This is a genomic window from Streptomyces kebangsaanensis, from assembly GCF_001906585.1.
GTDB classification, from domain to species: domain Bacteria; phylum Actinomycetota; class Actinomycetes; order Streptomycetales; family Streptomycetaceae; genus Streptomyces; species Streptomyces kebangsaanensis.
Genome location: NZ_JUJA01000033.1, coordinates 167208 through 180910, shown reverse-complemented (window position 1 = coordinate 180910; position 13703 = coordinate 167208). Strand labels below are relative to the sequence as shown.

General features: G+C 68.4%; 20 protein-coding genes. 10 read left to right on the top strand and 10 right to left on the bottom strand.

The features are described 5' to 3' along the window. Positions 1-62: 62 nt before the first annotated feature. The 3 genes from RH94_RS04185 to RH94_RS04175 form a co-directional block, all read right to left on the bottom strand. On the bottom strand, positions 63-446 hold the full coding sequence (locus RH94_RS04185; RefSeq protein WP_073946048.1) for a transposase: 384 nt from the start codon (positions 444-446) through the stop codon (positions 63-65). Between the two features lie 689 nt (positions 447-1135). After that, positions 1136-1390 (bottom strand): Txe/YoeB family addiction module toxin, encoded by a 255-nt coding sequence (locus RH94_RS04180; RefSeq protein WP_073946285.1) that lies wholly within the window; start codon positions 1388-1390, stop codon positions 1136-1138. Continuing rightward, the gene (locus RH94_RS04175) at positions 1387-1671 is read right to left on the bottom strand and encodes a type II toxin-antitoxin system Phd/YefM family antitoxin (RefSeq protein WP_073946284.1); all 285 of its coding nucleotides are present in this window, start codon (positions 1669-1671) and stop codon (positions 1387-1389) included. Before RH94_RS04175 ends, RH94_RS04180 begins: the two co-directional genes overlap by 4 nt. 738 nt (positions 1672-2409) lie before the next feature. On the opposite strand from RH94_RS04175, the gene RH94_RS04170 reads away from it, so the two are divergent. Together RH94_RS04170 and RH94_RS04165 are read left to right on the top strand one after the other, a co-directional pair. After that, on the top strand, positions 2410-2661 hold the full coding sequence (locus RH94_RS04170) for a hypothetical protein (RefSeq protein WP_073946283.1): 252 nt from the start codon (positions 2410-2412) through the stop codon (positions 2659-2661). Beyond that, entirely contained in the window at positions 2661-3053 is a 393-nt protein-coding gene (locus RH94_RS04165) for a PIN domain-containing protein (RefSeq protein WP_073946282.1), read from the top strand. Before RH94_RS04170 ends, RH94_RS04165 begins: the two co-directional genes overlap by 1 nt. Before the next feature lie 345 nt (positions 3054-3398). On the opposite strand, the gene RH94_RS04160 is transcribed toward RH94_RS04165, so the two are convergent. Beyond that, the gene (locus RH94_RS04160) at positions 3399-3812 is read right to left on the bottom strand and encodes a DNA-binding protein (RefSeq protein ID WP_073946281.1); all 414 of its coding nucleotides are present in this window, start codon (positions 3810-3812) and stop codon (positions 3399-3401) included. After that, on the bottom strand, positions 3794-4078 hold the full coding sequence (locus RH94_RS04155; RefSeq protein WP_055570483.1) for a hypothetical protein: 285 nt from the start codon (positions 4076-4078) through the stop codon (positions 3794-3796). The genes RH94_RS04160 and RH94_RS04155 overlap by 19 nt, the downstream gene beginning before the upstream one ends. 465 nt (positions 4079-4543) lie before the next feature. Between RH94_RS04155 and RH94_RS04150 the strand changes: the two genes are divergently transcribed. The 3 genes from RH94_RS04150 to RH94_RS04140 are packed head-to-tail and all read left to right on the top strand — an operon-like array spanning position 4544 to position 6294. After that, positions 4544-4930 (top strand): CPCC family cysteine-rich protein, encoded by a 387-nt coding sequence (locus RH94_RS04150; RefSeq protein WP_073946280.1) that lies wholly within the window; start codon positions 4544-4546, stop codon positions 4928-4930. Next, positions 4927-5658, top strand: coding sequence for a HEAT repeat domain-containing protein (locus RH94_RS04145; RefSeq protein ID WP_073946279.1), 732 nt, complete (start codon positions 4927-4929; stop codon positions 5656-5658). The genes RH94_RS04150 and RH94_RS04145 overlap by 4 nt, the downstream gene beginning before the upstream one ends. A 3-nt stretch (positions 5659-5661) precedes the next feature. Next, positions 5662-6294, top strand: a complete 633-nt coding sequence (locus RH94_RS04140; RefSeq protein WP_199880863.1) for a DUF6000 family protein — start codon at positions 5662-5664, stop codon at positions 6292-6294. 30 nt (positions 6295-6324) lie between these two features. Here RH94_RS04140 and RH94_RS04135 read toward each other — a convergent pair whose 3' ends face one another. Then, positions 6325-6681 (bottom strand): hypothetical protein, encoded by a 357-nt coding sequence (locus RH94_RS04135; RefSeq protein WP_039658204.1) that lies wholly within the window; start codon positions 6679-6681, stop codon positions 6325-6327. Between the two features lie 96 nt (positions 6682-6777). Between RH94_RS04135 and RH94_RS04130 the strand changes: the two genes are divergently transcribed. Continuing rightward, positions 6778-7320 (top strand): hypothetical protein, encoded by a 543-nt coding sequence (locus RH94_RS04130; RefSeq protein ID WP_073946278.1) that lies wholly within the window; start codon positions 6778-6780, stop codon positions 7318-7320. Between the two features lie 18 nt (positions 7321-7338). Here RH94_RS04130 and RH94_RS04125 read toward each other — a convergent pair whose 3' ends face one another. Genes RH94_RS04125 through RH94_RS04115 form a run of 3 tightly spaced genes read right to left on the bottom strand, consistent with a single transcriptional unit; the run spans position 7339 to position 9690 of the window. Further along, on the bottom strand, positions 7339-7800 hold the full coding sequence (locus RH94_RS04125; protein ID WP_073946277.1) for a hypothetical protein: 462 nt from the start codon (positions 7798-7800) through the stop codon (positions 7339-7341). Beyond that, entirely contained in the window at positions 7797-8333 is a 537-nt protein-coding gene (locus RH94_RS04120) for an NUDIX domain-containing protein (RefSeq protein ID WP_073946276.1), read from the bottom strand. Before RH94_RS04120 ends, RH94_RS04125 begins: the two co-directional genes overlap by 4 nt. A 1-nt stretch (position 8334) precedes the next feature. Next, positions 8335-9690, bottom strand: coding sequence for a transcriptional regulator (locus RH94_RS04115; RefSeq protein WP_073946303.1), 1356 nt, complete (start codon positions 9688-9690; stop codon positions 8335-8337). A 223-nt stretch (positions 9691-9913) separates the two neighbouring features. Between RH94_RS04115 and RH94_RS04110 the strand changes: the two genes are divergently transcribed. The 4 genes from RH94_RS04110 (at position 9914) to RH94_RS04095 (ending at position 12960) form a co-directional block, all read left to right on the top strand. Then, on the top strand, positions 9914-10663 hold the full coding sequence (locus RH94_RS04110) for a hypothetical protein (protein ID WP_073946275.1): 750 nt from the start codon (positions 9914-9916) through the stop codon (positions 10661-10663). 77 nt (positions 10664-10740) lie between these two features. After that, positions 10741-11652 carry a phosphotransferase family protein gene (locus tag RH94_RS04105; RefSeq protein ID WP_073946274.1) on the top strand — a complete coding sequence of 304 codons (912 nt, stop codon included), beginning with the start codon at positions 10741-10743 and terminating at the stop codon, positions 11650-11652. A 1-nt stretch (position 11653) separates the two neighbouring features. Next, on the top strand, positions 11654-12346 hold the full coding sequence (locus RH94_RS04100; protein ID WP_073946273.1) for a class I SAM-dependent methyltransferase: 693 nt from the start codon (positions 11654-11656) through the stop codon (positions 12344-12346). Positions 12347-12381: 35 nt separating this feature from the next. Continuing rightward, a complete protein-coding gene (locus RH94_RS04095; protein ID WP_073946272.1) occupies positions 12382-12960 on the top strand; it encodes an HAD domain-containing protein in 579 nt (192 codons plus the stop codon). 179 nt (positions 12961-13139) lie between these two features. On the opposite strand, the gene RH94_RS04090 is transcribed toward RH94_RS04095, so the two are convergent. Beyond that, positions 13140-13688: a hypothetical protein gene (locus tag RH94_RS04090; protein ID WP_143203948.1), complete on the bottom strand. Its 549-nt coding sequence runs from the start codon at positions 13686-13688 to the stop codon at positions 13140-13142. Between the last annotated feature and the right edge of the window lie 15 nt (positions 13689-13703).

Sequence of the window (13703 nt, the reverse complement as noted above, 5' to 3'; positions counted from 1 at the left end):
GATGCCCAACTTGCCCTCGATGCCGGCGAACGCGTCATCGACCACCGGGTCGGCTGCGGTCCTCAGTCCGCGCCCTCGGAGATCATTTCCAAGAGCGCGGAAGCTTTTCCCATGACCTCCAACGCGGCTTTGTTCCGGGCCAGTTCCTTCTCCAGCCGTTCCACCTGGCGGCGCAGCTTCTCGTTTTCCGTCTCTGCGGCCGACTTCTTAGGCCGGGCCGGGCTGGTGCGCTGGTCGACCAGCTTCTCCAATGCCCCGGCATCCCGCGCGGCCCGCCATTCCTTGACGTGCGAGTGGTAAAGGCGCTCGCGGCGCAGGACAGCGCCCTTCTCGTTCTTGGGTGCGGCGTCGTACTCGGCCACGATGCGCAGCTTGTACTCCGGACTGAAGGAACGGCGCTTCGGCCTGGGGGCCGGGTCGGACTCGGCGGGGTTGGTGCTGGTCATGAGGGGGTGGTTCTCCTGTCGTGCCCTCTCAGGCTAACCCGACTAAGCGGGGCGTCTCACCCAAGACTGACAGAGAGGGTTACCTGCCGTACGAGCTTCTTTTTCGAAAACAAAACCGTGTAGCGAAGCCGCCCTTGACGGTCAGTGTCTGGCGATGACTTGTCGAAGGTCCGTGTCGAGGAGATCTCCCAGTACTCGGAGCCGGCCGGAGGTAGCGGTGGCTCTGGTTTCGTTCGCGAGTTCTTTGACAACACTGCGGTTCTTGTCAGGGCGTCGTTCCCGTGTTCCGCCGCAGTCCGCAGTCCGGTAAGGAGCACAGGATTCTCGGGTCTCCTCGGAAGGGGAGCGATTAGCCTCCCGATCATGACGGACCCGGTTCACGAGGACGATACTCATGGCGAGCGGGCCGCAACACGGGTGGCGGGCCAGGGGACTGGGTGGTGAGTGGAATGGGCCACCGGCGGCCTGATCGCCGGGGCCGTCAAGGCGACGGCAGGGCATGCCGACTGGGCTCGGTCGGCAGCGACGGCAGTGGTCGGCGGCCGCGCTGTCGCCGTCACCGGCGGGGACGACGACGTCGGTGAACGGTCGGCGCGGGGCCAAACCGACCCCGCATCGCCGGCCGCATTTCACACGGCCTTCTCATTTCCCCAGGTGGCGGCGGCACCCCAGTAAAGACAGCTCAGCGGTCAGTAGTGATAGCGAGCTGCGAGGATCACGATCTCCTTGTCCGTGACCAGGTAGACGAGACGGTGCTCATCGTCGATCCTCCTCGACCACGCCCCGGGCAAGTGGTACTTGAGCGGCTCGGGCTTGCCGATCCCCGTGAAGGGGTCACGCTTGGCGTCCTCGATGAGCTTGTTGATCCGGGCAAGCATCTTGCGATCGTTCTTGAGCCAGGACGTGTAGTCCTCCCAGCCCTGATCCTCGAAGACCAGTCTCACGCAACACCCTCACCGGACGCGTCCGCCGAGTCGGGGTCGATCAGCTCCCGCTCCGACACGTTGATGTTGGCCAGGGCGTTCTCGTACGCCTTGAGCAACCGGCGAGCGTTCGCCGGCGAGCGCAGCAGGTACGAACCCTCACGCAATGCCGCATAGTCCTCGGCCGAGACGAGCACGGCATTGCCGTGTTTGGAAACGATCTCGATGGCCTCGTGGTTGTCGTTGACCTGCTTGATCAGCGGAAAGAGAGCCTTGCGGGCTTCGCTCGCAGTTATGGACATGACCTCACCCTTTCCGGCAGTGGTACTGAATAACGTACCACTCTCACTGTTCATGGCCAGAGCGGACGCCCGGCGAAGGGGCAGACATCCCGGCGCGGACAACGACAAGGGGTCGGCTCCCGGAGAGACCGACCCCCTGCCCCGCCGCGGACACCGTGTATTCGACGAGATGCCCGGATCGTACGCGATCTGCCCCGTCTGCTTCCGGAAGGACGACGTGCACCCGGAAAGGGGGTGACCCCATGCCGTTCCAGCACCCTGAGGAGACCGGCTTCTCCTGTCGGATACACACGCGTCAGCGGTGGCACCGCAAAGGCGGTACGGCACGGGCGCTCGTCACGGTGGCCGCACGCGGCGTGCCAGCCTGCGGCCCCAGGTCTGGCCCGGCGCTTCAATGCAACGGTGGGTCAGCAGACACAGGGGCAGCAGCACGACGAAGAACGGCGACACACGGTGGGCTCGGGAAATGTCTCGCTCAGAGCCCTCTCCAGGTACTCGGCTGTGGCGCGCCAAGCTCCGCAGTCGCCCTGAGGCGGGTAAAGGCGAAACGGGTGCGGGTATTCCGTTCAGTGAGCACGGTCTTCCTCCGTCTCACGGCACGAATCGCGTCGAGCCCCGGCGTGACCGTCTGCGGACCGGGCAGCCTCCCGCAAGGCGGCGCCGGACGTGCCGAGCCCCTCCGGCGCCGCCATGACTCTTCACACCCACAAAGTTACGACCGCCGGTAGGATCGGCACCATGAGCAGTAGCAGAAAGTACTCCATCAGCCTGCCCGAGGACCTTGCCGAGGCCGTACGCGCCCATGTCGGACCCGGTGGCTTCTCCGCCTACGTCGCCGAAGCCCTCGAACAACGGGTCGCCATGGATAAGCTTCGGGAGATCGTCGCCGACTTCGAGACCGACAATGACGAGCTCACCCGCGAGGAGGTCGAGGCCGCCCGCGCGCTGCTGCGCCATGACCACCGACAGGTAGGCGGTGCCGCCGCCTGATGCCCGGCACCCTGCTGCTCGACAGCGAAGGACTCTCCAATCTCTACCGCAAGGACCGCACCGTCGTGGCTCTGGTCCAGGCGGCATCGGAGGAGGGCATCCGCGTGGTCACCAGCGCCATGACCACTCTGGAGGCCGATTACGAGCGGATCCACCCGGCCCGCATCAAGTGGGTCCTCTCCCGCGTCGACGTTCACGACGTCACCAGAGAGGTCACCGACGAAGCCGCCGCCCTCCTTCGCGCCCATCATCTCCACGGCCACAAGTACGCCATCGACGCCGCCTTCGCCGTCATCGCCCGCAACGCGCCCCAGCCGGCCACGATCCTTACTTCCGACCCCGAGGACCTGACGCTCCTGTGTGGCCCCTCCGCAGAGGTCGTCAAGGTCTGAAGCGTTGGCCACAGCCACTCCAAACCAGGCCAGGTCGACCGTCAGCCACAGCACTTCGCAGACGAGGAATTCCCGCAGACCGACGTCTGCGCCCGACCCGCCAACAAGCGGGCCGGGCACGAGATGTGATGAGACGTCAGCCGTTGAAGCGGAACGCCTGCGGCGGAGCCCAGACCAAGGCGCTGACCAGCGCTTTCGCCGTTTGGTTACGTTGGCCGCCGACGGGCGTTCACGGGCATCCTGCGGACCGTTTGCGGACCGGCGGGTCCTCCACCGGTCGGGAAACGCATGGCACCGGGACCAGCTCGTCGATGAAACTGCGCTGGTGAGCCGGACAAAGGGAAATCACACCGCCACGAGCCGGACGCGATCGCCGCACAGCTTGACCATGTCGTCGATATCGGAGGTCAGCATGACCACGGGGCGGTGCTGCCGCAACGCGGCCTCGGCGACCGCGGCATCGATCGCATACCTGTGCCCGTGCAAACCGGCATCCATCAGCAGCTTCGAGGCCGACCTCGCCTCCTCGTCGCCCACCGGGACCACGCGCAGTCCGGAGAGCACCCAGTTCAGGCGGGATTTGTCCGTACGGACATGGACGGCCTCGATGACGGTGAGCGCACTGATCACGACCTCCATGCCTCGCGAGCGCGCCTCAGCAACCAGAGCCACCACCTGCTCGTCGTCGTCGAGGAGCTTCGAGAGCCCCTCGCTGTCGAGGACCAGCGTCCCCTCGTGACTCAGCTTGCGGCGGGCCACTCGGCCTCCTCGGCGAACACCTCGTCGAAGACCTGCCGCGCCCGCTGACGAGCCTGCTCGGAGACCGGCCCCTTGCGGTTCTCGTAGTCCGCCAGGTACTCGTCCAGCACCTGGCCGCGCAGCTCACGCTCGACCGCCGCGGCGATGAACGCGGAGAACTCCCGCTTGCCCACCCGCGCACGGATCGCCTCCGCGGTCCCCTCCGGAAGCGACAGGCTCACCCGCGTCGCCGGCCCTTCTCCGATGCTGTACGTCGTCTCAGCCATAACCCAAGTGTGTCAAACGAGTAGGAAAAGCGCTACGGCCCGCACTCCCGCCACCCACGCGGGAGCCACCCGGGAAAGGCCGGGAAAGAGTCGCCCGCCCCGCCCGCCCCCTCTCGTCGCGCACCGCACAGTCCGCGACCCAGCACAGGAGCCGGCCACCATCCCAGCACGGGAAACAACCAGGGGCCCGACCCCGAAAGGCGGACCCCTCCTGACCTGCATGTTTGCTAGATCAGCGACGTGGCGATACAGCGCCCGCTACACGTTGAAGCGGAATGTCTGCGGCCCGATCCTGACCTGCGGCGGAGCCCCGCGCAGGGCCCTGACCTGGGGGTTCTTCGTTGGCATGCGTTGGCTCCCGACGGCCGTTTACGGGTGTCCTGCGGACTGGCTGCGGACTGGCCGGGCGTGCGGAGGCCAAGGAATCCATGGCGCACCAGCCGGGCCTGCAACGAGACTGCGCAGGTGAGCGACCGCTACCCCTGTCCCTGCTGCGGGCACCGCGTGCTGGACGCGATGCCCGGCTCGTACGAGATCTGCCCCATCTGCTTCTGGGAGGACGACGGGGTCCAGTTCCGCTGGCCGACCATGCCCGGCGGCGCGAACAAGGTCTCCCTGATCGAGGCCCAGCGCAACTACCAGGACTTCGGCGCCTGCGACGAGCACGGCCGCTGGCACGTCCGCCCGCCGGCCGAGGAGGAACCGCTCGACCCCGCCTGGCGCCCCATCGATCTGACACGGGACTCCTTCGAGGACTGGGCGGCCGAGGACCGCACCCCGTGGCCCGACGACAGCTCGGTGCTCTGCTGGTGGCTGCCCACCTTCTGGCGCTGGGACCACTCCCCGTCATGACCTCCCACATCAAGACACTCGTCCAGCAGCTCGACGGCAAGGCCGACGAGTCCTACGACGCCCGCGCGGAGCTGATCTGGATCGGCGCCGACGCCATACCCGCCGTCATCAACGGCCTGCCCTCCCTCGGCGGCTTCGGTCAGCTGACCGCCATCGAGGTCTTCGAGGAGGTGGGCGATCCCCGTTGCGGCCCCGCTCTCATCGGCCTACTGGACAGCGACAACCCGACCGTCCGCGAATGGGCGGCCATGGCCCTGGCGAGCCTGGAGATCGACGGCGCCATCGAGCCCCTGCGCCGCGCCTACCGCGCCTGCCTGGAACGGGCGACCCCACCGGACTGGACTGAGTCCGTCGGCATCCGCTGGGCCCTGACCGAACTCGACGCCCGCGCCCCCGTCGTCCCACCACTCACCGCGCACCTACGAGCCACCACGGCGGCCAACGCCCCTGGCTGGCCCTCGGCCCACTTCGCCGAGATCATCAACGACCTGGCCGACCACGCCCAGGTGATCCTCTACTCCCAGTTCTGGCGGGTGGACTCCGACCGCACGTACGGCGTCTCCGGCCCCGGCCTGGACTGGGATCTCGACTGGACCGCGCCCTGGGAGCACCTGATCGAAGAGTCCCGCACCTGGTCCCTGCTGGAAGCGTCCGAAGCCCCCACCGGCAGCAACATCTTCGTCGCCCCCACCTGGATCGACCGTACCGACCTGTACCCGGAGAGGTGACCGATGCCGTTCCAACACCCCGAAGAGATCGGCTACGGCTACGTAATCGAGCGCTATGTGACGAGGAAGGACTCGGACCATCCGCGCTACCGCGAACTGAAGAGCGGTCGCGTCCTGCGGCCCGGGTGGCCACACGCCGAACGCTTCGCCCGCCACCTCATCGACGACGCGGCCACGGTCAACGATGACGAGCTGGAGGCCCTCCTCGGCTACGAGTGGCGCTCACGCCTCACCGCCGCCTGGCTGATCGGCGTAGGCCGACGCGCCACGTTCCGCGAACGTATCGGCGACCTGCTCCTGGCCAGCGAGTTCTGCTTCTCCGGCAGCGCCTACTGCTTCGCCCTGGCCCGCTTCGGCACCCACGCGGACGCCGAGATCCTCACCGCCTACCTCGACCATTACCTCCCCCGCATCGACCTCCGCTACGACCAGCCCGCAGCCCTCGGCGCCCTCCTCCGCCTCGACGCCCACCTCGGCACCCACCATGCGGACCGCTTCACCGAGCCTGACGGTCTCTGGGACCAGTGGGTCAATGCCCTGGCCCACCTCCGCGACCACCCCGCCTGCACCCCCGCCGAGCTTCGCCGCTGGGCGGACCTCCAATGCGACTTCGCCAACGGCTGGACCCGGCCATAGCCGCTGCACCCGCCCTCGGTCCAAAGACGGTCACGGCCGCAGCAGCCGAGCCTGCGGGTCATAGCAAACGAGCCCCATCGATGCCGCGAGATCGGCGGCGTAGGCCGAAGCCTCTTCAGCCATGCTGTAGCGCATCGGGAAGTAGATGAACGGCCCGGACGCCTCGCCGATCAACGGCCCCGTCGACCAGGGGGAGGTGTCTTCCTCGTCCTCCGTGAGGTCCACCCATCGCGCCAAGAGCCCAGCAACGTACTCCGCGATACGCGGTGACGGTGGAAACTCTTCCTCCGTGTCGATGTAGCGGTCATACAGCTGGGTGAGGACCTCGCCCGCAATCACATCGTCAGCGGGCTTGCTGCCTTCCCACACCGCCAGGTCGTAACTCATGGCCGAACTGTGCCACGCCCTACTGACAGCACCGCTGAGCGTCGATCAGCAGGCCAGCCGCACCAGACGTCCGAGGGCGCTGTTACGTTCCGTCCCATGACCGCATCAGACGATCTACTCTGCCGGATCGAGCAGGAGCCTTCCCTTGCCACCGCGCTCGCCTGTCCTGGCGATTTCGACATCGAGCGCCGGGATCCCATCGAGGACCTTGCCCTTCCCACCAGGATCCCCCTACACCCGATAGCCGGCTGCGGCGCTGGCGGCACGTACTACCTGTGCGGGGAGGCTGGGGCCGAGGAGAGGCCAGTCCTGTACGCCGACTCGGAGGGCCAGGCCACATTGATCGGCGCCGACCTCGTCGACGCCATCACACTTATCGTGGTGCTGCCCTTCTGGCGCGACTTGGCGAAGGGCTTCGCGATCAGCGAGCTCGGCTCGGACCTTCGGGCCGACCACCCGGACTTCGACGCCGAGCGCGACCGCCTTCTGCACGCCCTCAGGCTCGCCTCCACCTCTGAGGAGGAGGCTGCCGCTCGCCTGCTGGCTGTGGCCGCACGCACGGCCCCGGACTACGTGCCGCGCGTACCGGACGACAATTACCTGCCTTACGAGCTCCTGTTTCCGAGCAACCCTGCATAGCAAAGCCAGCGCTTGACGTCAGTACCGGGCGATGACCTGTCGCAGGTCCGTGCCCAGGAGGTCCTCCAGCGCCCGGATGCTGGCTGGCGGTAGTGGCAGCTCGCATTCTGGATCTGTGGTTACGAGGCTGTACCTGGCGAAACCCGCAGCCCAGACGTAGTCGAGGGCGTTCAAGTCCGTCTGGGCAGAGCAACAGGGCATCGTCACGGCAAGTGCATCGAAGTAGCCGTCCGGAAGGGCTGCCGTGTCCATCGCGTTGCCCCACCAGTCTTCGATGTCGGAGCCGCATACGGGGCACCGAACACCACACCAGTTCTCCCCGGGATCAATGAAGGCTGTGCCGGGGATGTCCCAAACGTCGTAACCGCCCAACGCCTCAGGAACCAGCTGCTGTAGCCGGGCCTGCGCAGCCTCGCTCGCAGCCGGCGCAGGCGAAAAGTGCGGGTCCTTGGGTATGAGGTGGAGCAGCGTGATGCTCACGCTGCCGACCAGCCGTCCAGCGAGACCTCCGAGCCATCATTCAGGTAATGGTGGAGGGCGCTGGCAGTGGTATCCACGAACGCCTCGGGGATGGAGTTGGCGTCGACCCAGCGGACCTGGGAGTGCTTGCGGGGTTCGCGGTTTTCGGGTTCGCCGGTCCATTCGTGGGCGGCGAAGACGACGGTGAGGAAGCCGTTGGGGGCTTCGACGCCCCAGGCGCCGTGGATGATGTGGGCGATTTTGAGGGACTCGGGCTTCACCGTGAGGCCCGTTTCCTCGTAGAGCTCGCGGACCGCCGTCTCCGTGATGGGCTCGCCAGGTTCACTCTTGCCGACGGGCAGGTCCCACATCCCCTGGGCGAACTTCGCGTTCTCGCTGCGCTGGAGGAGGACGACGCGGTTGGTGGCCTTGTCGTGGACGATGACGGCCGCGACCAGCAGGGTCATCGATTCGAGCGCCGGCTTGAGGGCCTTGGGCTGGTCGTCGGTCTGCTGGGTCACGGTGTTCCCTTCGTCGGGCGGGTTGTTGGGCATGTTAGGCGAGGGCCTCGCGGGCGCGGCGGGCGAGATCGGCGGCACCGGGAACGCGGCGGCGCTGGTAGACCGCGAGCGTGGAGCGGATTGAGGTGATTGCCTTACGGGTCCGGTCTGAGGTCATGCCCTCCATGAGGACCAGGGCCTGGGTCCAGGCGGCGACCGCCTCGTCGGCGCGGGCCTGGGCGGCGAGGCTGTCGCCGAGGTCGGCGTGGGTGAGCGCGTGGACCCGCTTGTACTTCTCGGGGTCCCAGCGGGTGAGGGCGTCGCGATGCTGCTGTTCGGTGCCGATGTGGTCGGCGAGGTCGGTCAGGGTGCGGGCGGTGTGGCTGGCCACGGTGCCGGCGGCCGGGCCGCTTACGCGGGAGTAGCTGGGCTGGGGACCGTCGTCGCGGAGGAGGGCGTCTTCGGCAGCGAGCAGGGCTCGCGCGGCCAAGGGGTCCTCGTCGACGGCCGCGTAGGCGCGGGCGTGGGTGATGTGGAGGAGAGCCTCGGTCTGGCCGTCGACGTGGCCGAGACCTGTGCGTAGGGCGCCTTCGACGAGGTCGACGCAGTGGTGGGGCTGCTTGAGGCTGAGGGCCTGGTGGGCGAGAGCACGCATCATCCAGGCCGCGTGACCGTGGGAGTCGGCTTCGCAGGCGAGCTGGTAGCCGACCTGGTAGTAGCGCTGGGCGGCGCCTTCCTGGCCGAGGTCGTGGTGCTTCCACCCTGCGAGATAGGCCAGCTCGGCGACGGCGCCGAAGGCGGCCCGGCGTAAGGCTTCGCTGGGGAAGCGTCCGCGCAGCATGGGGGCGGCTGTGTCGGCGAGATACGCGGTGACGGTGGTCAGGCCGTGCCCGCCACCGAGGCGCTCGTCTGCCGCGCTGAAGGCCGCGGTGATCTGGCGTACGACGTCCACGTCCTCTGCGCCGACCAGGGACGTGCCCGTGCGGGCGCGGAGCATGCGGGCGGTGGCCTCGTGGTCGTACCCGAGCGGCATGGCGACGCCGGCGGTAGTGAAGACCGCGATGGCGAGGAAGCGGCGGCGCTCGACGTCGGCCCGGCCCAAGTCGGTGACCGCGAGGATGGGGTCGGATTCCGCCGGCTCTTCGTGATCACCAGTCTGGAGGCCAATCTCGGTCTGGGTGACCGTGCGCCCTGCTCGGCGGGACAACGCCTCGGCCAGGTATTGAGCTACCCGGCCCGACGGGGCACGGGTGCCGTTCGCCCAGTGCGAGATGGCCGACTTGTTGGTCTGGAGGATCTCGCCGTTCTCGGCGGCGATGCGCCGCACGTCTCTGGCGAGGGCCTCGTAGGTGCAGTCGACCGCCGCGATGGCGTCGCGCAGACGGAAGTTGGGTTCTCTCTGCGCCGCCACGATCGCCTCCACCCCGGAGCTGTAAACCGCGTATACCGCTTCAACTGCCTTCCACCGTACCCACTGAGCGTGACCACGGGTTCACTTATCAGCAGCCGCCCGGAACGGCGCGACCGTGATCCAGGCTCCCCCTTGGTCCGGGCGGCTCCCCGAAGTTCCGTACGCCCACACCGGGCTCGGGCATTCCTGTGCCCGGACCCGGCCGATCAGAGACGGAGACACGGTGACCACCATCGACACCACGGCCATCACGGTCGAGCTGCCCGAGGCGTTCGACCCGCGCTGGAGCCGACTGCCTGGCATCCAGGTCGACGGCTGGCGCATCACCATCGACCCGGCCGAGTACTTCTTCCGCTTCGAGTCGAACACCTGGCTCGTCGCCGACTGGGAGCTGGTCAAGTCCCAGCTCCTGGACGTGGACGAGACGACCGAGAGCGCGGTCGAGCAGCTCGCGCTGGACTTCATCAAGCACCACGGCGAATCCACCTCCGACGCGGCCCGTGTCCTGGCCACCGCGTACGAGGTGTACGCCTACCTCTTCCGCGACGAGCACCTGGCCGGCCTCGGACTCCCGCAGATCACTGCCGAGCACCTGCGGATGCTCCGCGAGGCGGCCACGCTCATGGCGCTCAACAAGGTCGAGCCGGACGGGCACATCTCCAACGTCGGCCCGTGCTGGTTCTTCCCCGCCGCCACCTCCGTCGTCTTCGACCTGGACGACAAGATGGGCGGGATGCTCGACGAGGTCTACCACGGCGGCTGGTTCAACGAGCACCGCCGGATCGAGTCCATCAAGGCCCACGCCGCACTCGGTGGCCGGCTCGTGCACGGCTGTCAGTCCGTGCCGGACCAGTCCGGCGGCGTGGTCGCGCCCTACGGTGCCTCGATGGCCAACTTCCGCGACGACCTCGCCGCGTTCAAGGCGGGCTGGATCGAGCAGGTCTACGCCCACCGCGTGAACCCCGCCGCGTAACCCCACCCGATCAGGCTCCGGGGCGGGTCGGCATCTCTCGCCCGCCCCGGACGCCACCATCTCCCCGGAGCCCTCCCGTGACCACGAACCCCAGCGCCGAACTCCTCGACAACCTGCTCACCGTGGCCGGTCAGGCCACCGCCGTACGGGAGGAGGTGCGCGTGTGGTCCATGTCCGGAGTCGAGCGCGTTACCTTCCCCGGCGGCACCACGGCCATCTTCAAGTACGCCAAGAAGCCGTTCGACAGCGAGGACCAGGCCCTCCGCCTGGCCCACACCCTCGGCGTACCCGTCCCCCAGGTCCACGCCTCTGCCGTTCTGGATGGCTGGCTCGGCATGCTCATGGAAGACCTTGGGCCGGCTGTCCGCGAGGCCGACGACCTGGACGGCGTCGCTGCGGCCGTGGTCCTGCACGGCACTCGTATGGCCGCCCCCTTGCCCGTCCTGGACCGGGAGCGGCTGCGCACGCTGCCGACCCGGGCGCTGGAGCATCTCGAACGGCTGCGCAAGGCCGACCGGTGGCAGGACGCCGACGACGTCGAGGGCGCGCTCGACCGGATCGCCCAGGCCGCCGAGGCCCGCTCGGCCGGAGCGGTGCTGGAACCGTTTGGCTGGGTGCACTCCGAGTTCCACCCCACCAGCCTCCACATCGGGGAGCGCGGCTGGAGGCTGCTCGACTTCGCCCGCACCTTCACCGGTCCCGGCCTGCTCGACCTCGCCAGCTGGCACGGCACCATCGAGCCCCCGCATCCCGTGCGCCTGCGCGTCTTCCTAGAGCAGTACGTCACCGCCGGGGGCACCCCCGACGCCCTCGCCCCGCGCGGCGGGCTCACCGCCGAGAGCTGGGCCCTGGGCTGGCATCGCATGTGGGCCGTCGAGTGGTTCATGAAGCAGGCCATCCGCTGGATCAACGACCCGGCCACCGACCCCGCCTACACCAAGGCCGTCCGTCGTCACCTCACCGACGTCCTCCACCTCCTGGAGATCTGACGTGCTCGCCCAGGCTTCCCCGTGGCACGCCCACGCCCTCCAGCGCACCGCCGCCGGACTCGCCGAACCCCTCGCCGTACCCGCCCGGATGGAGTGGACCACGAGGCCCGGCCAAGGCCCCAGCGCCGACGTCCTCGGGCCCGACCTGCGCGGCAAACAGCTCCTGGAACTCGGCTGCGGCCCCGGTCACAACGCCGCCCACCTCGCCACCCGCCACGGCGCCCACGTCACCGGCGTCGACCTGGTCGGCCTCCAGGTCCGCCGCGCCCGCTCCCACTACGGACGGCTGAACAACCTCACCTTCGTCGCCAGCCACGCCCTGCACTACCTGCATGCCTCCGACGAGCAGTTCGACGCGATCTACTCCGTCTTCGGCGCCGTCGGCCTCGTCGCCCCCGAACTCCTGCTCCCGGCCATCGCCCAACGCCTCACGCCCGGCCGGGTGCTCGCCTTCTCCGTCCCCCACCCGCAGCGCGGCGGCCGAAGCCCCTCCGGCGACGACCGACCCCGCCGCGACTTCGTCGCCCTGCCCGACCGCACCCGACTCCCCATCGCCCGCTGGGAGTTCTCCACCGACCGCTGGGAGAAGCACCTCAGTCAGGCGGGCTTCTGGCTCACCTCGGCCCAGGAGTTCCACGACCCCCGCACGGGCCACTGGCCCACCACCCTGCTGATCCGGGCCCGCAAGCTCTGACAGCCATTCGCCCTGGCATCCCCTTGGAGGAACCGATGCGCCTGCCCTACCTGCTCCTCGACATCGACGGCGTCCTCATCCCCTTCCCCGACACGGACGGCTCGACCCCGGCCGCCCATGCCCGCCACGACGTCGTCCCCACCGGTCGGAGCGCCGACAACCCGGTCACCGTCTGGCTCGACCCCGCCCACGGCCCCATGCTCATGGACGTGATCCGTACCAGCCTGGTCACCCCCGTCTGGTGCACCAGCTGGCGGCAGGACGCCACCACCTTGATCGGGCCACTCCTCGACCTCCCGCCTCTGCCGCACGTCGACCTGCCGCACCCTCAGATCACCACCAGCCACCCCAACGGCTACCTGTGGAAGCGCGACCACGTCGACGCCTGGCTGGGAGACGCCCCCGCCGTCTGGATCGACGACGACTTCACCGGTCTCGACCACGCCTGGGCGGCGGAGCGCACCGCCCGCGGCGCGGCGACCCTCCTGATCCAACCTGATCCCCGTGCCGGACTGCAGACTGAACACCTGATTGAGGCCCGAGCGTGGGCTGAGCGGCTGCTGGCTGTGCGGACTGATGCGATCGCTGCTCCGAGCGAAACCGAAGCAGCCTGATGCGAATCCCTGACAGAGGAGTCGATGCCCTCGCCACGACTCCTGGCGAGGGCATCTGCCCTGTGACGGCGGACCTTGGTGGTGGGCCGTCGAACTTGGGCGTGGCTCCATTGGAGGGACGGTCCCACCAGCACATGCCAACGCGTCCGTCCTCTGGGGTAGCGGGGAACTCGGGCCGATCAGACACAGATCCAGCAGTACAGCCGTTCCCCGCGCCGCTGAGCCCCGCGGGCGAGTTCAGCCAACTCGTGCAGCAGGCCGCCGAGCACGTCGGTGTCACCAGACCCCTGCTCTTCGACCCAACGCCGTGCCGCCGCAGTCAATTCAGCGGCCTCCACCCTCGCAAGGACGCCTTGAAGCTCATCGCTGATGGTTAGCACCAGACGCTCGCCTCCGTCGCGTTCGGCGACGGCGTGTGAGGTCCGAGGCCGTGTCAGGAACTCGTCGAAGTCGACCCCGGTCAAGATCCCCTCGATCGCTCCGAGATCGGTTGTCGAGTCGAACCCCTTGGTGGACACGACATGGAACCCCGTCTCGGCCAGGCGAAGCCGCGGCCTGATGAACTCGCGAAGGCCGTCGCGCCCGTAACGCCGCACGATCTCCGGGACGGGCATTGGCAGCTTCGCTCCCACACCGTCCGGCCCGCCGGGCAAGTCGATGGTCGTGGCGGCCGATTCGTCCGATGCCGCGGAGAAGTAGTCATACATCACACCCACAAGCGAGATCATGCCAGCGAGTGACGC